At 72.3% G+C, this 21,293-nt stretch carries 24 protein-coding genes; 1 reads left to right on the top strand and 23 read right to left on the bottom strand.

Annotated elements, in window-relative coordinates; all coding sequences use genetic code 11:
• Positions 1–15 precede the first annotated feature (15 nt).
• The 6 genes from VAB18032_RS21675 to hisD are packed head-to-tail and all read right to left on the bottom strand — an operon-like array spanning position 16 to position 4,291.
• Positions 16–339, bottom strand: a complete 324-nt coding sequence (locus VAB18032_RS21675; protein ID WP_043725305.1) for a hypothetical protein — start codon at positions 337–339, stop codon at positions 16–18.
• Positions 340–390: 51 nt separating this feature from the next.
• Positions 391–1,044 (bottom strand): imidazole glycerol phosphate synthase subunit HisH, encoded by a 654-nt coding sequence (gene hisH / locus VAB18032_RS21680; protein ID WP_013735063.1) that lies wholly within the window; start codon positions 1,042–1,044, stop codon positions 391–393.
• The gene (locus VAB18032_RS32385; protein ID WP_013735064.1) at positions 1,041–1,214 is read right to left on the bottom strand and encodes a hypothetical protein; all 174 of its coding nucleotides are present in this window, start codon (positions 1,212–1,214) and stop codon (positions 1,041–1,043) included. The genes hisH and VAB18032_RS32385 overlap by 4 nt, the downstream gene beginning before the upstream one ends.
• A 34-nt stretch (positions 1,215–1,248) precedes the next feature.
• Positions 1,249–1,860, bottom strand: coding sequence for an imidazoleglycerol-phosphate dehydratase HisB (gene hisB, locus VAB18032_RS21685; RefSeq protein ID WP_013735065.1), 612 nt, complete (start codon positions 1,858–1,860; stop codon positions 1,249–1,251).
• Entirely contained in the window at positions 1,860–2,975 is a 1,116-nt protein-coding gene (locus tag VAB18032_RS21690) for a histidinol-phosphate transaminase (protein WP_013735066.1), read from the bottom strand. The genes hisB and VAB18032_RS21690 overlap by 1 nt, the downstream gene beginning before the upstream one ends.
• Positions 2,972–4,291, bottom strand: coding sequence for a histidinol dehydrogenase (gene hisD, locus VAB18032_RS21695; RefSeq protein WP_013735067.1), 1,320 nt, complete (start codon positions 4,289–4,291; stop codon positions 2,972–2,974). The genes VAB18032_RS21690 and hisD overlap by 4 nt, the downstream gene beginning before the upstream one ends.
• 107 nt (positions 4,292–4,398) lie before the next feature.
• Here hisD and VAB18032_RS21700 point away from each other — a divergent pair, with 107 nt between their 5' ends.
• The gene (locus VAB18032_RS21700; protein WP_013735068.1) at positions 4,399–5,100 is read left to right on the top strand and encodes an LON peptidase substrate-binding domain-containing protein; all 702 of its coding nucleotides are present in this window, start codon (positions 4,399–4,401) and stop codon (positions 5,098–5,100) included.
• Here VAB18032_RS21700 and VAB18032_RS33365 read toward each other — a convergent pair.
• The 17 genes from VAB18032_RS33365 to VAB18032_RS21785 all read right to left on the bottom strand — a co-directional run bounded on the left by VAB18032_RS33365 (position 5,012) and on the right by VAB18032_RS21785 (position 21,049).
• The gene (locus VAB18032_RS33365; RefSeq protein WP_013735069.1) at positions 5,012–5,902 is read right to left on the bottom strand and encodes a DUF2567 domain-containing protein; all 891 of its coding nucleotides are present in this window, start codon (positions 5,900–5,902) and stop codon (positions 5,012–5,014) included. The genes VAB18032_RS21700 and VAB18032_RS33365 overlap by 89 nt on opposite strands.
• 49 nt (positions 5,903–5,951) lie before the next feature.
• Positions 5,952–7,382 (bottom strand): MinD/ParA family ATP-binding protein, encoded by a 1,431-nt coding sequence (locus tag VAB18032_RS21710; protein WP_013735070.1) that lies wholly within the window; start codon positions 7,380–7,382, stop codon positions 5,952–5,954.
• A gap of 96 nt (positions 7,383–7,478) precedes the next feature.
• Complete coding sequence (locus VAB18032_RS21715; RefSeq protein WP_013735071.1) at positions 7,479–8,516, bottom strand: hypothetical protein; 1,038 nt, start codon at positions 8,514–8,516, stop codon at positions 7,479–7,481.
• 42 nt (positions 8,517–8,558) lie between these two features.
• The gene (locus VAB18032_RS21720; protein ID WP_013735072.1) at positions 8,559–9,503 is read right to left on the bottom strand and encodes an RluA family pseudouridine synthase; all 945 of its coding nucleotides are present in this window, start codon (positions 9,501–9,503) and stop codon (positions 8,559–8,561) included.
• On the bottom strand, positions 9,500–10,135 hold the full coding sequence (gene lspA, locus VAB18032_RS21725; protein ID WP_013735073.1) for a signal peptidase II: 636 nt from the start codon (positions 10,133–10,135) through the stop codon (positions 9,500–9,502). The genes VAB18032_RS21720 and lspA overlap by 4 nt, the downstream gene beginning before the upstream one ends.
• A 68-nt stretch (positions 10,136–10,203) precedes the next feature.
• Positions 10,204–10,623, bottom strand: a complete 420-nt coding sequence (locus VAB18032_RS21730; RefSeq protein WP_043725316.1) for a TraR/DksA family transcriptional regulator — start codon at positions 10,621–10,623, stop codon at positions 10,204–10,206.
• A gap of 330 nt (positions 10,624–10,953) precedes the next feature.
• Positions 10,954–11,250, bottom strand: a complete 297-nt coding sequence (locus tag VAB18032_RS21735; protein ID WP_013735075.1) for a DUF167 domain-containing protein — start codon at positions 11,248–11,250, stop codon at positions 10,954–10,956.
• A 9-nt stretch (positions 11,251–11,259) separates the two neighbouring features.
• Positions 11,260–11,814 carry a hypothetical protein gene (locus tag VAB18032_RS21740; RefSeq protein ID WP_013735076.1) on the bottom strand — a complete coding sequence of 185 codons (555 nt, stop codon included), beginning with the start codon at positions 11,812–11,814 and terminating at the stop codon, positions 11,260–11,262.
• Positions 11,815–11,882: 68 nt separating this feature from the next.
• Positions 11,883–12,683, bottom strand: coding sequence for a DivIVA domain-containing protein (locus VAB18032_RS21745; protein ID WP_013735077.1), 801 nt, complete (start codon positions 12,681–12,683; stop codon positions 11,883–11,885).
• Between the two features lie 44 nt (positions 12,684–12,727).
• Complete coding sequence (locus VAB18032_RS21750; protein WP_013735078.1) at positions 12,728–13,033, bottom strand: YggT family protein; 306 nt, start codon at positions 13,031–13,033, stop codon at positions 12,728–12,730.
• 29 nt (positions 13,034–13,062) lie between these two features.
• The gene (locus tag VAB18032_RS21755; RefSeq protein ID WP_013735079.1) at positions 13,063–13,755 is read right to left on the bottom strand and encodes a cell division protein SepF; all 693 of its coding nucleotides are present in this window, start codon (positions 13,753–13,755) and stop codon (positions 13,063–13,065) included.
• A gap of 195 nt (positions 13,756–13,950) precedes the next feature.
• Positions 13,951–14,697 (bottom strand): YggS family pyridoxal phosphate-dependent enzyme, encoded by a 747-nt coding sequence (locus VAB18032_RS21760; RefSeq protein ID WP_013735080.1) that lies wholly within the window; start codon positions 14,695–14,697, stop codon positions 13,951–13,953.
• A gap of 9 nt (positions 14,698–14,706) precedes the next feature.
• Positions 14,707–15,822 carry a cell division protein FtsZ gene (gene ftsZ, locus VAB18032_RS21765; RefSeq protein ID WP_013735081.1) on the bottom strand — a complete coding sequence of 372 codons (1,116 nt, stop codon included), beginning with the start codon at positions 15,820–15,822 and terminating at the stop codon, positions 14,707–14,709.
• Positions 15,823–16,064: 242 nt separating this feature from the next.
• Complete coding sequence (locus tag VAB18032_RS21770) at positions 16,065–16,880, bottom strand: cell division protein FtsQ/DivIB (protein ID WP_013735082.1); 816 nt, start codon at positions 16,878–16,880, stop codon at positions 16,065–16,067.
• Positions 16,877–18,409, bottom strand: a complete 1,533-nt coding sequence (gene murC, locus VAB18032_RS21775; RefSeq protein ID WP_013735083.1) for a UDP-N-acetylmuramate--L-alanine ligase — start codon at positions 18,407–18,409, stop codon at positions 16,877–16,879. Before murC ends, VAB18032_RS21770 begins: the two co-directional genes overlap by 4 nt.
• Before the next feature lie 121 nt (positions 18,410–18,530).
• A complete protein-coding gene (gene murG / locus VAB18032_RS21780; RefSeq protein WP_013735084.1) occupies positions 18,531–19,637 on the bottom strand; it encodes an undecaprenyldiphospho-muramoylpentapeptide beta-N-acetylglucosaminyltransferase in 1,107 nt (368 codons plus the stop codon).
• A complete protein-coding gene (locus VAB18032_RS21785) occupies positions 19,637–21,049 on the bottom strand; it encodes an FtsW/RodA/SpoVE family cell cycle protein (RefSeq protein ID WP_043725322.1) in 1,413 nt (470 codons plus the stop codon). Before VAB18032_RS21785 ends, murG begins: the two co-directional genes overlap by 1 nt.
• Positions 21,050–21,293 lie beyond the last annotated feature (244 nt).

Genomic DNA, 21,293 nt, shown 5'->3' on the forward strand with positions numbered 1-21,293 from the left:
CTTTGTCCTTCCAGATCAGGAACGGCGGTCCAGGGCGACCACCACGATCACCGGCAGTACGAGCAGCAACAGCACGATCAACACGACGCGCAGCGCCAGGTCGGGCACGAGCACCCAGATCAGCGCGATCGCCGCCAGGGTCAGCGCCACGATGGTGGCCCGTTCGCGGCGCGAGTACCTCAACAGACGTCCCGTCCGACCCCGTCGTACGGTCGGCACCATCCGCCGGATCAGCGCCCGGCGTCGGGCCCGGCGGGCCAGCGCCCGTTCCCGGGCCACCCGTCGGCGCGCCGCCTCCGCCTCCCGGACCGCACGGCGGCGGGCTCGCTCCTTGCTCACCGCGGCCTCCACGACACCCGGCCGTCGGACCCGACCGGTCGGCCGTTCGGTTCAGCCATCGGTGGGTACGGTGGCCAGCCAGTTGCGCAGCAACGTGGCACCGGTGTCGGCGGACTTCTCCGGGTGGAACTGGGCGGCCGACAGGGGCCCCCGCTCCACCGCGGCGACGAAATCGGCGTCGTGGTGGGCGGTGGTGACCCGGGCACCGGCCGCGAGAAGTGCGGTGGGGTCGCAGACGGCGTACGAGTGCACGAAGTAGAACCGGCTGTCGGCCGGCAATCCGGCGAACAGCACCGAGCCGACCGGCGGCGCGACGGTGTTCCAGCCCATGTGCGGCAGCCGGGCGGCGGGCAACCGCGTCACGTTGCCCGGCAGCAGACCCAGCCCCTTGGTGATCACGCCGTGTTCGTCGCCGGACTCGAAGAGGATCTGCATGCCCACGCAGATGCCCAGCACCGGACGGCCGGCGGCGACCCGCCCGGCGATCACCGGGCCGGCGCCGAGCGCCTCGATGCCGGCCATGCAGGCGGCGAAGGCACCGACGCCGGGCACCACCAGACCGTCGGCGTCGGCCGCGGCGACCAGGTCGTCGGTGACCGTGACGTCGGCACCGGCGGCGGCCAGGGCCCGCTCGGCGGAACGCAGGTTGCCCGAGCCGTAGTCGAGCACCACCACCCGGGGCCGGGGGGTGTCGCGGTCCGTCACGATCCCTCCCCGGGCAGCAGCCACAGCACCCCGGCCACGGTGGCCAGCACCGCCAGCAGGGCGGTGACCACGACGGCCCCGCGCGGGGCACCCTGCCGGTGCAGGGACCAGGTCCCACCCACCAGCACCCCGGCGAAGATCAACAGCAGGGTCGGCAGGATCGAGCTCATCGCCGCCACCCCCGCCCGTACCGCCCGGCGGACATCACAGCGCACCCTTCGTGCTGGGGATGACCCCGGCCGAGCGCGGATCGATCGCGGTGGCCTCCCGCAGGGCCCGGGACACCGCCTTGAACTGCGCCTCCACCACGTGGTGGGCGTCCGGGTGACCGCCCGGACGGGCCGCCCGCAGCACGTCCACGTGCAGGGTGATCCGGGCAGCCTGGCCGAAGGACTCCCAGATGTGCCGGGTCATGCTGGTCGGGTAGACCGGCCCGATGTACGGGGTCAGCAGCGGCTCGTCGTGCACCACGTACGGCCGACCGGACAGGTCGACGGCGGCCCGGACCAGCACCTCGTCCATCGGGACGGTGGCCGAGCCGTACCGGCGGATGCCGGCCTTGTCCCCCAGCGCCTGGTCGAACGCGGCGCCGAGCGCCAGCGCGGTGTCCTCCATCGTGTGGTGCGCGTCGATCTCCAGGTCACCCACGGTCTGGACGGTCAGGTCGAAGCCGCCGTGCCGGGCGATCTGGTGCAGCATGTGGTCGTAGAAGCCGACCCCGGTGCTGATCTCCGCCGCTCCGGCGCCGTCCAGGTCGATCTCGACCAGGACCTTGGTCTCCTTGGTGATCCGCTCCACCCGGGCGGTCCGGCTCATCATGTGCCTTTCGGTCGCGGCTGCGGGGCTGGCAGGCCCGCGCGCTGGATCTGATCGATGGCTGCCAGGAAGGCGTCGGTCTCGGCGGGCGTGCCCGCGGTCACCCGCAGCCAGCCGGGCAGCCCGACGTCGCGGACCAGCACACCATGATCCAGCATCGCCTGCCAGGCCAGGGTCTGGTCACCGTCGACGGCGTACAGCACGAAGTTGGCGTCGCTGTCGGCCACCCGCAGACCACGACGACGCAGCTCGGTGACGATCCGGTCGCGCTGCCGCATGATCGCGGCGACCGTGCCGAGCAGGGCGTCGCGGTGCGCCAGCGCGGCCCGGGCGGCAGCCTGGGTGAGCGCGGAGAGGTGGTACGGCAGGCGGACCAGCTGCACCGCGTCCACCACCGCAGGATCGGCCGCCAGGTAGCCCAGCCGGCCACCGGCGAACCCGAACGCCTTGCTCATCGTGCGGGTGACCACCAGCCGCGGGTGACCGGGCAGCACCGCCAGCGCGCTGACCGTCCCCGGGCGGGCGAACTCGGCGTACGCCTCGTCGACCACCACCATCCCCGGTGCGACGTCCAGCACGGCGGAGATCACCGCCGGGTCGAGCGCGGTACCGGTGGGGTTGTTCGGCGAGCAGAGGAAGACCACGTCCGGGCGGTGTTCGCGGACCTGGGCCACCGCCTCGCCGACGGTCAGACCGAAGTCGACGCCCCGGTGGGCCGGCACCCAGCGGGTGCCGGTGCCCAGCGCCAGCAACGGATGCATCGAGTACGCCGGAACGAAGCCCAGCGCGACCCGCCCCGGGCCACCGAACGCCTGGAGCAGCTGCTGCTGGATCTCGTTGGAGCCGTTGGCCGCCCACACCCCCTCGGCGGTGAGCCCGTGACCGAGGTAGGCGGCCAGGTCGGCGCGCAACGCCAGCGCGTCGCGATCCGGATACCGGTTGAGGTCCCGCAACTCGGCCGCGACCGCCTTGCCGATCGCCTCGACCACCTCGTCGGGCACCGGGTAGGAGTTCTCGTTGGTGTTCAGCCGCACCGGCACGTCCAACTGCGGAGCGCCGTACGGCGACCGGCCGCGCAGGTCGTCCCGGATCGGCAGGTCCTCCAGCCGGGTCATGACATCTCCGGGAAGCGGAGGCTGACCGCTTGGCCGTGCGCCGGCAGATCCTCGACGGTGGCCAGGGTGACCACGTGCGGTGCGACCTCCCGCAGCGCCGCCTCGGTGTACTCCACCAGGTGGATGCCGCGTAGGAAGGACTGCACCGACAACCCGGACGAGTGGCGGGCACAACCGCCGGTGGGCAGCACGTGGTTGGAGCCGGCGCAGTAGTCACCAAGCGACACCGGCGAGTACGCGCCCACGAAGATCGCCCCGGCGTTGCGTACCCGCATCGCCCACTGCCGCGCGTCGACCGTCTGGATCTCCAGGTGCTCCGCCGCGTACGCGTCGACCACCCGTAGCCCGGCCGCCAGGTCGTCGACCAGCACGATGCCGCTCTGCGGTCCGCGCAGCGCGGTGTCGACCCGCTCGGCGTGCTTGGTGGCCGACACCTGCCGGACCAGTTCCCGGTCCACCGCGTCGGCCAGCGCCACCGACGGCGTGACCAGCACGCTGGCCGCCAGTGGGTCGTGCTCGGCCTGGCTGATCAGGTCGGCGGCGACGTGCACCGGGTCGGCGCTGTCGTCGGCCAGGATCGCGATCTCGGTGGGGCCCGCCTCGGCGTCGATGCCCACCACGCCGCGCAGTAGCCGCTTGGCGGCGGTGACCCAGATGTTGCCCGGTCCGGTGATCATGTCGACGGGTGCGCAGTGCGCGCTGCCGGCGGCGTCGACCGCACAGCCGTACGCCAGCATGGCCACCGCCTGGGCGCCGCCGACGGCGTAGACCTCGTCGACGCCGAGCAGGGCGCAGGCGGCCAGCACCCGCGCATCGGGCAGCCCGTCGTTGTCCTTCTGCGGCGGGCTCGCCACCACCAGCGACCGGACCCCGGCTTCCTGGGCGGGCACCACGTTCATCACCACGGTCGACGGATACATCGCCAGGCCACCGGGGACGTAGAGACCGACCCGGTCGACCGGGACCCAGCGTTCGGTGACCGTGCCGCCCGGCACCACCGTGGTGGTGTGATCGACGCGACGCTGATCGGCGTGCACCTTGCGGACCCGGGCGATCGCCTCCAGCAACGCGGCCCGCACCTGTGGGTCGAGCGTGCTCTCCGCCGCCGCGATGGCCTCGACGGGCACCCGCAGCACCTCCGGCGCCACCCCGTCGAACCGCTCGCTGGCCTCGCGGACCGCCGAGTAACCATGCTCACGGACCGCCGTCACGAGCGGACGGATCTGCTCGACGGCCACCGAGACGTCGAGCTGGGCACGAGGCAGCAGGTCACGCGGGTCGGACACACCGCCGCGCAGGTCGATACGGTTCAACACCCCTGCGAGTCTAGGCGGCCCTGTGCGGAAGCGACCCGCGCCGCCCGTACGCCGGGACGGTGAGCCGGGACACTCGTCACGCGGCCGGTGCGGCTACCCTCGATTCCGTGACCGCACGGCTGCCGGTGTTCCCGCTCGCCACGGTGCTCTTTCCCGGGCTGGTGCTGCCACTGCACATCTTCGAGGAGCGCTACCGCGCCCTGGTCCGGCACCTGATGCAGCTGCCCGAGGGGGCGCCACGCGAGTTCGGGGTGGTGGCCATCCGCAGCGGCTGGGAGGTGGCGCCCGCCCCCGGCCGGGTCGTCGCGGGCAACGGGGAGGTGACGCTGCACGAGGTGGGCTGCACCGCCGAGCTGCGGCAGGTCACCGAGTTGGCCGACGGTGGCTTCGACATCGTCACCGTGGGGCGACGCCGGTTCCGGGTAGAACAGCTCGACCGGCAGGCCGCGCCGTACCTGACCGCCGAGGTGAGCTGGCTGCCCGAGCCGACCGGTCCGGACGAGTCGGCCAACCTGTTGGCGGCGCGGGTGATCGCCGTCTTCCGGCAGTACCTCGGCCTGATGCGTCCCGAGGCCGGTCAGCTGACCGAACAGCTGCCGGAGGATCCGACCGTGCTCTCCCACCTGGTGGCCGCGACCGCGGCGCTGAGCGTGGCGGACCGGCAGCGGCTGCTCGCGATCGACGACACGGCGGCCCGGCTGCGCGCCGAGCTGACCCTGCTCAACCGCGAGGCGGCTCTGCTGCGCCAGGTGCGGGCGGTTCCGGTGCCGCTGGCGGAGCTGGCCACGCCCCCGCCTGGCCCGAACTGACCCCGCCCGGCGCGGCCGACTCCGGACCGAACCCGTTCGGCCCGACCGCCCCCGGGAACGGGCCGGCCGGTCCGACGCCGGGTCCGGCGGGCGGGTAGCCACCACCCGCGCCCGGCACGGCCGGCCAGGGTGCCGGTCCGGGTACGCCCGGCGGGTAGCCGGCCGCCGGGTACAGCAGGGCCACGTCGGGCTCCGGCTCGGGGCGCAGCGAGGGCCACCGCGACCAACCAGCCAGCAGGGTGTACGTCACCGCGGCGCCGAACGCGGGCAGGAGCAGGTTGCCGTGCGGCACCGGCAGCACGCCGAGGAACAGCTCGATCCCACCGGCCCGCAGGTCGGCAGGCTTGGTGAAGGCGGTGCCCGCCGGCGCGGTGTCCAGCAGACGCTCGTACGTGCTCAGCCCGACCCGGCGACCGACCTGCCAGGCGACCACCGCGGCGGCCAACGCGCCGACCACCACCGCGAACAGCCCGACCGGGCCCCGGCGACGGCGCAGCACGAACCACACGGCGAGCCCGGCGAGCACCCCGAAGGCCAGGCCGAGCAGGCTGAACCAGCCGTCAGCGGCGACCGGCTGCTCCGGCTGAGGCTGGCCGTAGACCGCGCCGTCAGCGGTCTTGATCACCGGGGTGGCCGGGGAGATCGCCGCCCACAGCAGCCCCAACGGCACACCGAGCAGGGTCAGGCAGAGCACGACCGCCCCGCCGACCGCCAGATTCCGGCGGGGTGGGTCGACGCGGGCCTGCGGGTCGGTCGGCCAGGCAGCTGCGGGCGGTTCGACGGCGGGGATCTCCGGGCTCACCCGATGATCCTCGCAGTTTCCGACGCGAGGTGTACACGGTGTGGTCGCCTCAACGGGCGAACGGCTCCAGCATCACCGCTGCGGCCCGCATCCACGCCTGTCGGGTCTCGGCCTGGAGCTGGTGATACTCGATCGAGGAGCCGGTCTCCAGGGCCGGGTCGTAGGGCACCACGGCCACCGCACGGGTCCGGGTGGCGAAGTGCTTCTCCAGGTCGTTCTGCAACGGCAGCCGCCCCGGCGTGGGGCAGGAGATCAGGGTGACCGCGTTGTCGGCCAGCTCACCCATGCCCTCGGAGTGCAGCAGATCGAGCATCCAGTCCGCGCTGAACGCGGCGTCCTCCCGTGGCACCGTGGTGACCACCAGCTGGTCGGCGGCGTGCATCACCGTACGCCAGTTCGGGCTCTCCACGTTGTTGCCGGTGTCCACGCAGATCACGTCGTGGGTGCGCCGGAGCAGCTCCAGCACCCGCTTGACGGTGAACTGGTCCAGTCGCTGGGCGAACCGCGGGCTCTCCTCACCGGCGAGCACGTCGTACGACCCGTCGGAGGCGTGCCGCAGGTAGTCGTCGAGGGCCTCCAGCAGGTCGTTGCCCTCCCGGATCTCGATCTGCACGAGGTCGGAGACCAGATGCCGGATGGTCCGGGCGTGGCGGGCGCTGCCGGCGCGCAGCCCGAGGGTGCCGCGCAACTCGTTGTCGTCCCAGGCCAGCACGCCGCGTCCGCGTACGCTGCCGATGGTTGCCGCGCCCAGCACGGTGGCGGTGGTCTTGTGCACGCCGCCCTTGGGATTGGCGAAGGCGATCACCCGCGGCGTGCCCAGGTCCTTGCGCAGCACGGCGGCGGCGCGATCCCACTCGTTCTCGACGCTCTGCGCCCGCCACTCGATCCGCCCGGGGCGCCCGGCCACCGTGGCCGACGCGACCGCTGCCGGGGGCGCTGGAGGCCCTTGCGGCGCAGCAGGCCCTGGATGCGCGGGTGGACCGGGCAGCAGCGGCGGCGGGGGTGCCGGGGCGGGCGGCTGGTAGCCGTTGTCCAGCAGGGCGTAGCGGGAGTCGATCGGCGGGGCGGCATGCCGGTAACCGTTGTCCAGCAGGGTGTACCGCGACTCCACCGGCTCCGGTCGACGTGGCTCCGGCACCTGGGGATAGGCCGGCTGCTCCGGCTGGTATCCGGGTTGACCGCGGTACGTCTGTGGTGCCGGGCGGGCGGCGTCGAGCCGGTAGCTCGCCTCGGCGCGATAGCCCGGTTCGGCACCGTACGCCCGATCCATCGGCGGACCTGCGGCCGTGGCGCGCCCCGAGTAGCCGGAGCCCGACGTGCGGCGCGGTAGCGGCTCGGTCGGCGGTGGCGGCTCGTCGGCCTGCCGCTCGGTCGATGCCTGCTCAGCGCCGCGACCGCCGAGGCGGGCTCGGTCGAGCAGGGCCCGCCACCGCGGTGCCGGCTCAGCGGGCCGTCCCCAACCGGTCTCGCTGCCGTCCACGGCTCGCCTCCCCAGCGCCTCGGTCTCCGTCTGACAGGCTACGAACGAAACCGTTTGGAAGCCACACCGGGACACCCACCGATGTGTCTGCGACCGTCACGATGTCAGCTCCGCACCACCCTCCAGCTGAGCGTCCACGTCGCCGTCCTGCAGCGAATCTGTCGAGGTGGGAGCCGCCGACGGGGCGGCGGATGTCGGGGCCGGTCGGGAAGGAACCGGCGCTGGTGACGAATCCGTCACTTCCGGCGTCTGCGGCACACGATTCTCGGGCGCCTCCGGCGACGGCACCGGGGACTTCGCACTGGGCGACGGGCTGGGCAGCAGATCCCGGTCGATCGGCGGGCGGGCCACGTCGCGCTGTTCCGGCAGGGGCGGCGTGAACACGGTTCGTTCCAGTCGCCGGACCTCCGGCGCCGGATCGACCACCCGCACCCCGGGACGGGCCGCCACACCACGCAGCACCGCCGGTTCGGCCCGGACCACCACGGCGTAGACGCAGGCGCAGCCCGTCCGGTAGGCGGCGGCCTCCCGCTCCGCCAGGCGCGCCCCACTGACGTACAGCTGGCGCAGCTCGCGCTCCTGCGGGTCGCCGCCGACCAGCGCGGCGGCCCGGGACCGGTAGTCGGCGGCCTCGCGCGCCTTGCGGGCGGCCAGGTCCGCCATGCCGGCCGTGACGTCGTCGGGCAGCCGCTGGGCCGGAATGCGCACGATCTCGGTCTGCCGGTCCGGCAGCGGCACCCGCCCGAACACGAAGGACACTCCGACGTCTCCGACCACGGCCGCGAGCGACTGCGGGGTGACGTACTCCGAGAGCGAGACCAGGGCGTAGGTGCCCTCGGCCAGCGACGCGCTGCGCGCCAGGCCGGCCAGGTCCGCCGCGGCGGTGCGCTCGTAGCTGGGAATCGAGTCACCGTCGGCGATCCCCACCCGGGTCACCTCGCCGACCGTACGGTCGGGCAACGGTGGGCCGCCGGTGGCGAACACCGCGGTGAACAGCACGGCGGCGCAGGACAGCACCGCCACCCAGCTGAGCAGCGAGGCCCGGGCCGTCTTCTGGTCGAGCCGGGTCAACACGGTGGCGAGGCGGGGCAGCAGTCGCTGGTCCAGCTGCCGCAGCAGATCGCCGGCGCGCACGGGCGGGCCCCCTCGTCGTTCGGTCGGGACGGGCGGGGCGCGTCAGTCGCGGAGAATCTCCAGCGCGCGTCCCAGATCGTCAGGGTAGTCGCTGACGAAGCGGACCTCGTCCCCCGTACGGGGGTGCTCGAAACTCAACTCTCTGGCGTGCAACCACTGCCGATCCAGCTTGAGCCGGGCGGAAAGAGTCGGGTCGGCGCCGTACGTCAGGTCACCCACACAGGGGTGGCGCAGGGTGGAGAAGTGCACCCGGATCTGGTGCGTACGACCGGTTTCCAGCCGGACGTCGACCAGACTCGCCGACGGGAACGCCTCAAGCGTGTCGTAGTGGGTGATGCTCGGCTTACCGTCGGAGACCACCGCCCAGCGGTAGTCGTGGTGCGGGTGCCTGTCGATCGGGGCGTCGATGGTGCCGCGCAGCGGATCGAGGTGCCCCTGCACCACCGCGTGGTAGCGCTTCTCCACCTCGCGGTACTTGAAGGCCCGCTTGAGCGCGCTGTACGCCTGCTCGCTCTTGGCCACCACCATGACCCCGGTGGTGCCGACGTCGAGCCGGTGCACCACGCCCTGACGCTCGGCGGCACCGCTGGTGGCGATGGTGTGACCGATCGCAGCCAGCCCGCCGATCACCGTCGGGCCGGTCCAGCCGGGGCTGGGATGGGCGGCCACCCCGACCGGCTTGTCGACCACCACGATGTCGTCGTCGGCGTAGACCACCCGCAGTCCCGGTACCGCCTGGGGCACCACCACCGGCGCGGCGGCCGGCGCGGGCAGCGTCACCTCCAGCCAGGCACCCGCCCGGACCTTGTGCGAGTTGGGCCGCACCGCGCCGTCGACGAGCGCCTCACCGGCGTCGACGAGGGCGGCGGCGGCCGTCCGGGACAGCCCGAACAGCCGGGCGACCGCCTGGTCCAGCCGCATGCCGTCGAGGCCGTCGGGGACCGGCAGGCTGCGGTGGTCGCCGCCGGCGGCGAAGGTGCCCGTCATGCCCGCTCCCGCCGCTCGTCGTCCGCGTTCTCCGCCGTGGTCTCCGCAGCACGCCCGGTGCCCTTGCGGTCGTCGCCGACCAGCCGGGTGCCGTCGCGCTGACGGCCGGTGAACTCCAGGCCGATCGCCAGGATCACGCCGCAGACCAGGGCGCTGTCCGCGATGTTGAAGATCGGAAACACCTGACCGTACGGGTCGAACACGCTGATCATGTCGACCACGTGGCCGACGAACCAGCCCGGCGCCCGGAAGATCCGGTCGATCAGGTTGCCGGTGACGCCGCCGACCACCAGGCCCAGCGAGATCGCCCAGGGCACCGACCGCAGGGTCCGTCCCATCCAGGCGATCCAGGCCAGCACGCCGATCGCGATCAACGGGAAGATCCAGGTGTAGTCCTTGCCGAGGCTCCACGCGGCCCCGCTGTTGCGGGTCAGGGAGAGGTAGACGGCCCCGCCCAGCAGCCGTACCGGCTCACGGTCGCTCAGTTCGACCAACGCCAGGTGCTTGGTGAGCACGTCGACCACCACCGCGAACGCCGCGAGGCCGAGCAGGATCGTGACGGGTGTACGCCGCGATCTCGTGGCGGTGCCCGGCTCGGCGGTGCCGGATTCAGCGGGCGGTACTGCGCTCATCTGCTCCCCATCGACGTATCACGGCGGTGCCGTGGCACCGCCGTGCACCAGCGCCGGGGAGCCCGCCGTCAGCGTCGCTCCGCCAGCTGTTTGCAGGTCACACAGAGGGTGGCCGACGGGAAGGCGGCCAGCCGCTCCACCGGGATGGGGTTGCCGCACCGCTCGCACCAGCCGTAACCACCTTCGTCGAGGCGCTCCAGAGCCCGCTCGACCTGCGTGATCCGTTCCAAGATGCTGTTGGCGAGAGAGATCTCCTGCTCCCGTTCGAACGTCTTCGTGCCGGTGTCGGCCTGGTCGTCCCCGGCCGAGTCGGTGAGGCGCTCGCGCTGCAGCTCGGTGATCTCGCTCAGCGTCTGATCGTACTCGGCGCGCAACTCGTCATGCCGTGCTGCCAGGGCGGCACGGATCTTGTCGGTCTCCGCGGCACTGCGGGTGGACTTCATCGCGGGCTTGCGCCCAGCGGTCCTGGTGTCGGCTGGTTTGGCCATCATCACTCCCTATGCCACGGAACCGCGGACGTCCGCGGTGCCTGGACCGGGGCCACCAGCATCGGTCACCCCAGGTACAAAACGGGCGCGCGGCCCTGTGGCCGCGCACTCCGGAGGTTCGCAAGGATACGGAACGTAAAGGCGTCCGACAACGTGCCGCACCGAAACGCCCGTCCCACCCCGATTCACCCCAAACCGGAACGACCGTAACAGACCCCTACCCCCTACCCCCCACCGTCCCGCAGGTTGATCAAAGAAGTTGCGTCATCCTCGGCCGGATCCGAGACGCAGACTTCTTGATCAACCTGGGGTGGGCTCGGCGGGGGCGGGTCAGGGGGTGGTGAGGAGGTGGGTCAGGTGGGCGGTGAGGGTGGGGGAAGCGGGGGTGATTTGGAAGAGTTTGTCGCGGCTGCTGGCACCCGTGCGGAGGGAGACTGTGGCGGGGCGGACGCCGAGCGCCTCGGCCAGGGCGCGGCGGGCGGCCTCGGTGGCCCGGCCGTCGACGGCGGGGGCGTTGACCGCGATGACCAGGGCTGGGCCGTGCGGGCCGTCGTACCGGCCGCCCACCCGGGCACGGGACGCCCCCGGCTTCACCCGGACGGCGACAGTGAGCGTGTCGTCGGCCATCTGATCAGGTCAGCGCCGACCGGACTGCGACAACAACGTGGTGTCGGGCGCGCAGGTCGCGCACGGGGTGAAGCCCAACTCGACCGCCTCGGCAACCGGCAGCGGCTCGTGGTCCCGCCCGACCAGGTGCGCACACTCGTCCAGGTGATAGCGGGGCCGACCGTCGACCACCCGGACCTCGTCGGACAGCCGGGACACCAGGACGGCCTGCTCCGGGGTGACCTCCTGCGCGGGGGGTTCGTCGTCGTACGCCTCCGCCGTGCCGGCGTTGGTCCCCGGCGCCGCCCCCGCCGGCGGGCCGGGTGGTTGCCGCCACCCGGATGCGCCGTCGTTCGTGGTCGGTGGGACATGCTGCGCCGGGATGGTGACCGATCGGCCACCAGCGGTATCCCGCTGGGTCGTGGACCGGGCGGCAGCCGCCTGGCGGGCGCCGGCGACCAGCGCCACCGCAGCCAGCAGGCTGGCCCCGATCGAGACGACAAGCAACAGGCTGGATCCGCTGGCCAGCCCGAGCACCAGGAGCGCCACCGCGACGAGGATGAGCGCGAGACTGATGACTATCACGGCTCACCCCCGTCGCGTCGTAGACGATGAGGCAGGGCGAGCGACCGCCGTGACGGCCGCCGCCCGGTTCAGCGACCGGCCTCGAGTGCCCCGGAGCGACCCCCGCCGTAGGAGCCGGCGAGACCTGCGGCGGCCAGGCCGTTGCCGGCCGCGCGGGTGCCTTCCCCACGGGTCATCTCCGCCTCCAGGCCCTGGCCACGACCGTCGAGGTCGCGCAGCTGGCTCTCCAGGTAGGCCTTGAGACGGGTACGGTACTCGCGCTCGAACTGCTTGAGCTCCTCGATGTGCTTCTGCAGCGCGGTGCGCTTGGCGTCGAGGCCACCCATGGCTTCCTGGTGCCGCTGCCGGGCGTCCCGCTCCAGCGCGTCGGCCTTGGCGCGGGCCTCGCGGGTGACCTCCTCGGCCTTGGAACGGGCCTCGGAGAGCAGCTGGTCGGCCTCGCGGCGCGCGTCGGAGACGTGGTCGTCGGCGGTCCGCTGGGCCATCATCAGCACCCGCAGCGCCTGCTGCTCGCCGTCACCGCCCGGCACGGCGCCACCGGTCGCGGCGCGCACCTGCTCCAGCTCGGCCTGCATCGCGCGAGCGGCCTGCTCGGCGGCGGCCTTGTCACGCTGCACCCGGTCGAGCTGGGCCTTGACGTCGTTGAGCTCGGCCGCCAGACGGGCGTCACCGCCGGGACCGGCGGGGGCACCGCCCCGTCCCCCGCGCTCCACCTGGGCGCGCAGTTCGTTGTTCTCCTCGATCAGACGGGCGAGTTCGCGCTCGACCTCGTCCAGGAAGGCGTCGACCTCCTCCTCGTCGTAGCCCCGCTTACCGATCGGCGGCTTCTTGAAGGCGACGTTGTGGACGTCGGCCGGGGTCAGCGGCATCGAAACTCCTCGGGTCAGTTGCGGCCGCGATAGCGCGTCGGTCATCAGGCGGTCCTGAAGATCGCCGGCTCTAACACAAACCTCATCAGCACGAACAGGATAACCAGGAGCACAAGGGAGGCCAGGTCGATGCTCACGGTACCAATTCGCAGCGGAGGGATCACACGCCTCAACGCCCAGAGCGGGGGATCAGTGACGCTCCACACGGATTCCAGTCCGGCCGATGCTCCGCGACCAGGCTGCCAGCGCCGCCCGTACTGCAGGACCGCGCTCAGGACGAACCGGGCAAGGAGAATGATCAGGAAGAGATAAGTGATCAGGTAGAGCACCTGGAGCAAGATCGACAACACGGCAGGCGACGTCCCTCGGGTCGGGCGGGTCAACTCAGGCTGAAGAACCCGCCCTCGGCGATCTTGGCCTTGTCCTCCGCGGTGACCTGGACATTGGCCGGCGAGAGCAGGAACACCCGGTTGGTCACGCGCTCGATCGTACCGCGCAGCCCGAACGCCAGCCCGGCGGCGAAGTCAACCAGTCGGCGGGCATCCGCCTCATCCATCTCGGTGAGGTTGATGATCACGGGAACGCCGTCCCGGAAGTGCTCGCCGATGGTGCGGGCCTCGCGGTAGGTGGTGGGGTGCAGCGTGGTGATCTGGTAACGCTGCTCCTCCTCCTGGACCACCGCCCGCTCGCGGGGCTGCGCCTGCGGCGCCAACGCCAGGTTGTCCCGGGTGTGGTAGGTCAGAGCGCCGGACTGCTCCCCCGTCGACCGGGTGATCGAACGTACGCTGGACCGCTCGACCCGCTCCGGGCGCTCGGAGTCCAGCCGCTCGGACTCGCTCAGCCGACCGCCGGAGCGCTCGCCGAGCCGCCCCCGGTCGCCGAGGCGCGGACGAGGCGCGGGCGGCTCGTCCACCTCGTCGTCCACCTCGTCGGCGAACTCCTCGGCATACCGGCTCTGCCGGTAGCGCGACTCGCGGTAGCCACCCTTGTCGTAGCCACCGTCGTCATAGGCCCGCTCGTCGTCCTCTTCGACCAGTCCGAGCCAGACCCCCGCCTTGCGCAGTGCACCCATCCCCGCGCCCTTCCCGTCCGCCGTGCGGCACACGCCCCCGTACGTGTCGCCTGTCGCGAGTGGACCACTCCTGCCCACCGGACCGGAACGGCAATCCCCTGACGCACAATTCGCGTTGCACGTCACGCCCCCCGGTCGCCGGTAAGGCCGCTCCCACAAACAACACTGATGTAATTTGCTTCCCTCGCGGCCAGGCTACCGCAGCGTGGGACGCATTCCGAGCAACGCGCTGCCGACGCGGACATGTGTCGCGCCGTGGCCGATCGCCGCCTCCAGATCACCGCTCATGCCGGCCGACAGCGCGACGGCCTGCGGATGCTCGGCGCGCACCGTCTCGGCGATGGTGGCCAGGCGCGCGAAGGCACGCTCCGGCTCCCAGCCCAGCGGCGCCACCGCCATCAACCCGGCCAGTCGCAGTCCCGCCGAGGCGGCCACCGCGGCGGTGACCGGCCCCAGCCCGATGTCCGGGTCGGCCGAGTCCGGCACCGACCCGCCCCGGCTCGGGTCGCCGTCGATGCTGACCTGCACGAACACTTCCAGCGGCCGGTCCCGACGGCCGGTTGTGGCCGCGTCCAGGGCGGACGCCAACCGGACGCTGTCGACGGACTGGACCACGTCGGCGTACCGGACCACCGACTTGACCTTGTTGCGTTGCAGCCGGCCGATGAAGTGCCAGCGCGGGGCGACCCCGGCCAGGGCGACCTGCTCGGCCTTCGGCGCCGCCTCCTGGTCGCGGTTCTCCCCGACGTCGGTCACCCCGAGCCCGGCCAACGCGATCACGTCGGCCGCCGGGTAGGTCTTGGTGACCGCGATCATGGTCACCTCGGTCCGGTCCCGGCCGACCGCGACGCAGGCGTCGGCGATCCGGGTCCGTACGCGCGCCAGCCCGGCGGCCAGTTCGGCACGCCGGTCGGGACGCACCAGAGAGGCGCTGTCGGTCATGGTCGGTACTCAGGAGCCGTTCTTGAGAAAGTCGGGCACGTCGACGTCGTCGAAGAGCACCCGGCGTGGCGACTGCGGCGTCACGGGGGTGGCGGGCGACGGCACGACCGGCGTGCTCGGCTGCGCGGGCTGGTTCTGGTTGGTCTTGCGGGCCGGCTCGGCCGCCTTGTAGGCGGGCGTGCCACCGTCGAATCCCGCCGCGATCACGGTCACCCGCACCTCGTCGCCGAGTGCGTCGTCGATGACCGCACCGAAGATGATGTTGGCGTCCGGGTGCGCCGCGTCCGTGACCAACTGTGCCGCGTCGTTGATCTCGAACAGACCCAGGTCGGAGCCACCGGCGATGGAGAGCAGCACCCCACGGGCACCGTCCATGCTCTGCTCCAGCAGCGGGCTGGAGATGGCCGCCTCGGCCGCCTCGACGGCCCGGTTCTCCCCGCGGGCGCTGCCGATGCCCATCAACGCGCTGCCCGCGCCGCTCATCACGCTCTTGACGTCGGCGAAGTCCAGGTTGATCAGACCCGGGGTGGTGATCAGGTCGGTGATGCCCTGGACACCGGAGAGCAGGACCTGGTCGGCGGTACGGAAGGCGTCCATCATGCTGATGTTGCGATCCCCGAGCGCCAGCAGCCGGTCGTTCGGGATGACGATCAGCGTGTCGCACTGGTTACGCAGCTCGTCGATGCCCGCCTCGGCCTGCACCTGCCGCCGCTTGCCCTCGAAGGAGAACGGACGGGTCACCACGCCGATGGTCAGCGCGCCCAGCTTACGGGCGATGTTGGCCACCACTGGCGCGCCGCCGGTGCCGGTGCCACCACCCTCGCCGCAGGTCACGAAGACCATGTCGGCGCCCTTGAGCACCTCCTCGATCTCGTCGCGGTGGTCCTCGGCGGCGTTCTTGCCGACGTCCGGGTTGGCGCCCGCGCCCAACCCCCGGGTCAGTTCACGGCCGACATCGAGCTTGACGTCGGCATCGCTCATCAGCAGCGCCTGCGCGTCCGTGTTGATCGCGATGAACTCGACGCCCTTGAGCCCAACCTCGATCATCCGGTTGACGGCGTTGACGCCGCCGCCCCCGATGCCGACGACCTTGATGACCGCCAGGTAGTTGTGCGGAGGTGTCATCTCCGGTCCTTCCCTTCGAGATTGGCTACTCCCCGACCGGTTACGGCGCGGCCAGACCCATGGTCGACGCGACTGTCACCAGCGAGGTCGAGGGGGTAAACCCTCACCCTCTACTAGAGGGTTACAGTTATGTCAACCACTGATCCTCTTTCGGGCAACGTAGGCGCAGCCGAGCGATGAGCCAAGGACCTTACCGGCGTGTCGCCGGAGGGAGCGCCAAGCGTCACAACCTGATCAACGGCTCACCGGAATGTCACCACGTCCGGCGCGCTGACGTCGATGCGGGTGGCGTCCTGATCGAGCAGGGCGGTGGCGACCCGAGCCTTGTCCGTACCCCGGGTCGCATCTCCCCAGAAAACCGTCAGATCGCCCCGCAGCCGTACACTGATCCGGGCCAGACCCTCGACGGTGATCTCGACCAGTTGCTCGCGCAACTCGGGGGTGAGCGCGCCGAGCACCTCCAGACCGGCGTCCGTCGCCGGATCGTCCGGGCCCGGCTCGGCCAACCGGATCATCGGAAGACCCGCCGGGCGCTCCGACACCGTGCGGAACGCCACCCCGGCGGCGTCGACCACCACGAACTGCTCCCCACGTGGCACCACCGCCACCGGAGTACGTTCCGTGAGCCGCACGACCAGCGCGTCCGGCCAGTCGCGGTGCACCGTCACCCGCTCCACCGGCGGCAGGGTGCCGATCCGGTCGGCCAGCTCGGCCAGATCCACCCGGGCCAGCGGAGCACCGTCGAGCACCCCGGCGGCGTTGCGTACCTGCACCGCGCTCACCAGCTCGGCGCCTTCCACCCGCACCTCGCGTACGCCGAACAGACCGGTGCCCAGCAGCACCCACGCCACCAGAGCAGCCACGGCGAGCATTCCGCCGACCACCGCCCACGGCAGCGCCGCCCGCATCCGGCGACGCCGGGCCCGCGCCATGAACCGTCGGGTGGAGGCGGGCACCGCGTCCCGGCCGGCACGCACCAACTGCCACTGACGGGCCGGACGCCACCCTCCGCCGCCGTCGACGCCGGTACCGCGCCCGCGCGCCGGACCGGGACTCATTCCGCCACGGGCGCCGCACCGTTGCGCGCGGCGGCGTCGGGAACGGTCCCGCCGATGCTCGTCGACCCGCCGGCCAGACCACCGGCCACCGTGCCGGCCGCCTGCTGCGGATCGGCGGTACGCGCGGTCAACGCGGCCAGCAACTCGTCACCCATCAGCGAGATCGGCGGAGCACCCATGGTCACCACGACGTCGCCGGAGCGGGCCCGACGGGCCACCTCCGCCGGCGCGGCGTCCCAGGAGTCGACGAAGACCTTCCGCTCCGCCGGCAACGCCACCGCCTCGATCAGCGCCGCCGACCCCTCCCCCGGGCCACGCTGCTCACCCGGGCCGAAGACCTCCAGCAGCACCAGTTCGTCGGCGATCGCCAACGCCTCGGCGATCTCCGACTGCAGGTCGCGGGTCCGGTAGAGCCGGTAGGGCTGGAAGACGACAAGCAGCCGACCCTCGCCGGCCACCTCGCGCAGCGTCTGCAGCGCCAGGGTCATCGAGGTCGGATGGTAGGCGTACTCGTCGTAGACGAGGACACCGTCGGCGACGCCCTTGCGCTCGAACCGCCGACGCACCCCGGGGAACGCGGCCAGCGCCGCCTCCGCCGCCTGCAGCGGCAACTCCAGCAGGTACGCGGCCAGCACCGCCGAGGCGCTGTTGAGAGCCATGTGCCGGCCGGGCACCGGCATCCGGAACTCACCGAGCGAGCGGCCGTCGATGTGGGCCAGGTAACGCACACCCCGCGCAGAGGAGGCCATCTCACTGAGCCGCAGGTCGGCGTCGGCGGACTCGCCGTAGGTGTAGACCCGACGCCCCTGGGCCCGCAGCGTGGCGGCCAGCCGCTGCCCGCCCGCGTCGTCGGCGCAGGTGATGATGAAGCCGTCCGGGTCGGTGAGCCGGGCGAACTCGGCGAAGGTGGCCTCCAGGTTGGCCAGGTCGCCGTAGGTGTTCAGGTGATCCGCCTCGATGTTCGTGACGATCGAGACGAACGGACGGTAGATGAGGAAGGACCTGTCGCTCTCGTCCGCCTCGACCACGAAGTACTCGCCGGTGCCGTGATGCGCACCCGAACCCACCTCGGAGATTTCGCCACCGATCACGAAGGACGGATCGGCGCCCGCCTGCTGGAACACCATGGTGACCATTGAGGTGGTGCTCGTCTTGCCGTGCGTGCCGGCGACCGCCACCGTACGCCGGCCGGTCATCGCGGCGGCCAGGGCCTCCGAACGGTGCAGGACCCGCAGGCCACGCTGACGCGCCTCGACCATCTCCAGGTGATCGGCCGGGATGGCCGAGGAGTAGACCACCGTGTCGACACCGTCGAGATTGGCCGGCTCGTGCGTCATGTGGATGGTCCCGCCGAGCGCCCGCAGCCCGGCCAGCGACGGCCACTCGCGCAGTTCGCTGCCGGAGACCGGCAGGCCCCGGGTGAGGAACAGTCGGGCCAGGCCGCTCATGCCGACCCCACCCACCCCGATCAAGTGGATGTGACCCAGATCCTCCGCCGTCACCGTACCCGCCGGACTGAACGTTCTCATTGGGCCGCACCTTCTTTCGTTCGCGACTGCGGGGCTCGCAGACCCGGCTCACTCCTCGCGCTCACTGAGCCGGCTTTCGTTCGCGACTGCGGGGCTCGCAGACCCGGCTCACTCCTCGCGCTCACTGGGAGACCGCCTCGTAGACGAAGTTGAGCAGGGCCTCGTCGCCGTCGCGTCGGCCGTAGGCCGCGGCGGCGGTGCCCATGGCGTGCAGCCGCTGCGGGTCGCGGATCAGCGGGATCACCGTACGCTCCAGCCAGTCCGGGGTGAGCTCGCTGTCGTCGACCAGCAGGCCGCCGCCGGCCTCGACCACCGGCAGCGCGTTGCGCTTCTGCTCCTGGTTGCTGTGCGGGTACGGCACGTAGATGGTGGGCAGGCCGATGGCCGCCACCTCCGCGCAGGTCATCGCGCCGCCCCGGCCGAGCATCAGGTCGGCGGCGGCGTACCCGGCATCCATGTCGGACAGGTACGGCAGCGTCACGTACGGCACCGGCAGGTCGGTGGGGATCGGCACCGGCTCGTTGCGGGCCCCCATCACGTGCAACACCTGGATGCCGTTGCGGGCCAGTTCCTTGGCCGCACCGGCCACCGCGAGGTTGATCGACCGGGCGCCCTGCGAGCCGCCCGCGACGAAGAGCACCGGCAGATCCGGGCGGAGCCCGAAGTGGGCGCGGGCCGCGCCACGCATGGCCACCCGGTCCAGCCCGGCGATGTTGCGCCGCAGCGGCACGCCGACCACCCGCGCCTCCCGCAACGACTCGGCCTGGGCGGGCTGGTGCGGGAAGCCCACCGCCACATGCTTGGTGAACCTCATGCCGAGCCGGTTGGCCACCCCCGGCGGCACGTTCACCTCGTGGATCACGATCGGCAGCTCCCGCCGCCAGGCGGCCAGGTACGCCGGCACCGAGACGTACCCGCCGAAGCCGACCACCACGTCGGCGCGTACCTCGTCGATGATCTTGCCTGCGGCGCGGGCCGCGGTCCACATCCGGCCCGGGGTACGGACCAGGTTCATGTTGATCGACCGAGGAAGCTGGTACGCCGGGATGTTGCGCAGGTCGTAGCCGGCGGGCGGGATCAGCTGATTCTCCAGGCCCTTGGGTGTGCCGAGACAGGTGATCCGGACGCCGGGGTCGTGTCGGCGTAGGCAGTCGGCGAAGGCGAGCAACGGGTAGATGTGTCCCCCGGTGCCACCGCCCGCGAGCACCACCGAACGCAGCGGACCCATCAACGTCTCCTCTCGCTCGCCACCGACCCACTGCGACCCCGGCCGTCCCGGGCGCCACGCGGTGCGGCCTGGTCGTCCGCACGCCGCTTACGGGCCCGGGGCACGGATCCTCGGGCAGCCGACGGCGACGCCGCACGGCGACGCCGGCCGGGAAGCGGCGGCAACGGAGCCCACACTAGTCGGACCCATCGGGCGGGCGGGCGGGCATGCAGGGCCCGGGCCGCATCGGGTTCCGCACGGGCGAAGGACGCCAGCATGCCGACCGCCGCGAGGGTGACGACCAGCGCGCTACCACCGACCGAGATGAACGGCAGCGGTACGCCGGTCAATGGCAGCAGGCCGATCACGCCGCCGATGTTGATGAAGGCCTGCCCGATCAGCCAGGCGGTGACGCCCGCTGCCGCCAGCCGTCGGAACGGATCGTCGACCCGCCGGGCGATCCGCAGGCCGGTGTAGGCCAGCACGGCGAACAGGGTGACCACCACGGCACAGCCGACCACGCCGAGTTCCTCGGCGATCACCGCGAAGATGAAGTCGTTCTCCGCCGCCGGCAGCCAGTCCCACTTGCTGCGCCCCTGGCCCAGGCCGGTGCCGAACCAGCCCCCGTTGGCGATGGCGTACCGGGCCTGCACCATCTGGTAGCAGAGTTCCTCCCGGCACTGCTCCAGCGGCGGCGGGCTGACGAACATGGTCAGTCGTTGCAGCCGGTAGTTGTCCTCCCCCCGGACCCCGGAACCGGCGCCGAGGGAGGCCACCGCCACCAGCAGGCCGATGCCGGCCAGACCGATCGCGCTGAGCGTGGCGAAGACCCGCAGCCGCACCCCGGCCGCCCAGAGCAGGCCGATCACCAGCGCCATCAGACAGAGCATGCTGCCCAGGTCGTTGTAGCCGACCAGGACGAACATCAGGCCCACCACCGGGAACAGCGGGGTGGCCAACTCCCGCCACCAGCCCAGCGCCGCGCCCTTGCGGGCCAGCACGTACGCCCCCCACAGCACCAGCGCGAACTTCGCCACCTCCGAGGGCTGCACCCCGATACCACCGACGTACAGCCCGAGCAGCTCGGCCTCCATCGGCCCGATCCTCGCCGGCGCGCCGGTCAGCCGCCCGTAGGCCACCAACGCGTTCAGCAGCAACAGCAGCCCCACCGCGATGGCCAGCACCGGCCGCCCCAACGCCCGGTAGGTGCGGGCCGGCAGGCGCTGGCAGACCCAGAACGCCACGATGCCGATCACCGCGAAGATCGCCTGCTTGACCAGCGAGGCCGAGGCGTTGCCGCCCGCCGCGTAGTCGCGCACGCTGGTGGCCGAGAAGACCATGGTCAGGCCGATCAGGAGCAGCAGCCCCGCGCTGGCAAGAAGCAGATGGTACGAGGCCAGCGGCCGGGCCAGCAGGCCCTGCAACGCGGCCAGCCCGCCCAACGCGTCCAGCCCACGCCACGGCCCACCCGGCGTTACCGGCCCCGGCGCACCCGCCCCGGCCGTACGCCCGGCACCGCTGGTGGCCGATCCCGCCGCCCGTACCGTGTCCCCGGTCCGGTCGGCCTCAGCCACCCGCCCAGCATCCACCGCCGCGTCCGCCTTAGCCGCACCACCGGCCCGCCGCCGCCGACCGCCGTCCGCCGTGCCGCTGTCTCCCCACGCCTCCCCCACAGCG

Source organism: Micromonospora maris AB-18-032 (genome assembly GCF_000204155.1).
Classification (GTDB): Bacteria; Actinomycetota; Actinomycetes; order Mycobacteriales; family Micromonosporaceae; genus Micromonospora; species Micromonospora gifhornensis.

What these genes read in the sequence shown, in the direction of transcription:
- VAB18032_RS32385 (WP_013735064.1), bottom strand. Translation starts at nt 1,214, where the DNA reads ATGAGCTCGATCCTGCCGACCCTGCTGTTGATCTTCGCCGGGGTGCTG.
- ftsZ (WP_013735081.1), bottom strand. Translation starts at nt 15,822, where the DNA reads ATGACACCTCCGCACAACTACCTGGCGGTCATCAAGGTCGTCGGCATC.
- VAB18032_RS21730 (WP_043725316.1), bottom strand. Translation starts at nt 10,623, where the DNA reads ATGGCCAAACCAGCCGACACCAGGACCGCTGGGCGCAAGCCCGCGATG.
- VAB18032_RS21720 (WP_013735072.1), bottom strand. Translation starts at nt 9,503, where the DNA reads ATGACGGGCACCTTCGCCGCCGGCGGCGACCACCGCAGCCTGCCGGTC.
- hisB (WP_013735065.1), bottom strand. Translation starts at nt 1,860, where the DNA reads ATGAGCCGGACCGCCCGGGTGGAGCGGATCACCAAGGAGACCAAGGTC.
- VAB18032_RS21755 (WP_013735079.1), bottom strand. Translation starts at nt 13,755, where the DNA reads ATGGGTGCACTGCGCAAGGCGGGGGTCTGGCTCGGACTGGTCGAAGAG.
- VAB18032_RS21690 (WP_013735066.1), bottom strand. Translation starts at nt 2,975, where the DNA reads ATGACCCGGCTGGAGGACCTGCCGATCCGGGACGACCTGCGCGGCCGG.
- murC (WP_013735083.1), bottom strand. Translation starts at nt 18,409, where the DNA reads ATGAGAACGTTCAGTCCGGCGGGTACGGTGACGGCGGAGGATCTGGGT.
- VAB18032_RS21770 (WP_013735082.1), bottom strand. Translation starts at nt 16,880, where the DNA reads ATGAGTCCCGGTCCGGCGCGCGGGCGCGGTACCGGCGTCGACGGCGGC.
- VAB18032_RS21745 (WP_013735077.1), bottom strand. Translation starts at nt 12,683, where the DNA reads ATGCCGCTGACCCCGGCCGACGTCCACAACGTCGCCTTCAAGAAGCCG.
- VAB18032_RS21735 (WP_013735075.1), bottom strand. Translation starts at nt 11,250, where the DNA reads ATGGCCGACGACACGCTCACTGTCGCCGTCCGGGTGAAGCCGGGGGCG.
- murG (WP_013735084.1), bottom strand. Translation starts at nt 19,637, where the DNA reads ATGGGTCCGCTGCGTTCGGTGGTGCTCGCGGGCGGTGGCACCGGGGGA.
- VAB18032_RS21760 (WP_013735080.1), bottom strand. Translation starts at nt 14,697, where the DNA reads ATGACCGACAGCGCCTCTCTGGTGCGTCCCGACCGGCGTGCCGAACTG.
- lspA (WP_013735073.1), bottom strand. Translation starts at nt 10,135, where the DNA reads ATGAGCGCAGTACCGCCCGCTGAATCCGGCACCGCCGAGCCGGGCACC.